General features: G+C 81.2%; 1 pseudogene. It reads right to left on the bottom strand.

Annotated features, from left to right (window positions below):
- Positions 1 to 942: pseudogene (locus AAHZ94_RS34580) on the bottom strand (hypothetical protein); the annotation flags it as partial.

Here is a 942-nt window from a genome sequence, read left to right as displayed (position 1 = left end):
CAGGTGGGCGCCGGCGGCGCGACACCGTGGCCCGGCGGCTGGGGTGCGCCACCGGCGGCCGGGCGGCCCGCGGCGTCGGCCGTGCCCGCGGCCTGCGCACCGTCCTGACCTGCACCGCCGTGACCTGCACCGCCCTGCGCGGGTAGGCCGTGCGCTGCGAACCACTCGCCGCCCGGGACGCCGGGCTGGGGCGGCAGCGGCGGCGTCGGTTGGGCGTGCGTGCGCCCGGGGTCGCCGTCCCAGCCGCGGTGCAACACCTTCAGCTCGGTCGCGACGTCACCGCTGAGCAGGGCGACCACCCCGCACTCGGCGATCAGCGAGGAGGCCGAGCGGGCCGCCTCGTAACTCGCCGACAGCGGGGCGTCCGCCACCGCGGGCGGGGCGTCCGCGAGGCACACCAGATGGACGCCGGCGGCCGGCCCGCAGGCCGCGAGCCTGGCCATCCGCTCGCGCACCGAGCGCTGGCCGGGCGCGCCGTCCACGATCACCACCGTGTAAGGACCGGTGTGCTGCTTGGCGGCGGCGGCCACGGCCGCCGGCGTGGCGGTGATCCAGCCGGGGCCGAGCGGACCGTCGTCCAGCCGGCGCATCAACTCGCCCACCCGGGCCGTGGCCTGGTCCCGGTCGAAGGCCAGCAGCAGCCGGCAGTCCTGCCCGTGCGCCGGGCACACCTGGGGCAGCCAGCCGAGCCAGGACCATTCGGCGACCCGCTCGGCGGCCGGCCGCTGCCGGTCGGCGCTGATCAGCACGATCTCCAGGGCCGCCGGGGGGTGTGCGGCGGCCAGTTGCGCGATCACCGACCTGGCGAGCCCGGCGCGCCGGCCGCCCGGGCCCGCCCGCCCCCCCCCCCCCGCCCCCCCCCCGCGCCCGCCGCGCCCCCCCCCCCCCCCCCCCCCCCCCCCCCCCCCCCCCCCCCCCCCCCCCCCCCCCCCCCCCTCTACT

The sequence above is a fragment of the Streptomyces sp. HSW2009 genome, assembly GCF_040240285.1.
Taxonomy (GTDB): domain Bacteria; phylum Actinomycetota; class Actinomycetes; order Streptomycetales; family Streptomycetaceae; genus Streptomyces.
This window is presented reverse-complemented; position numbering and strand designations above follow the sequence as displayed.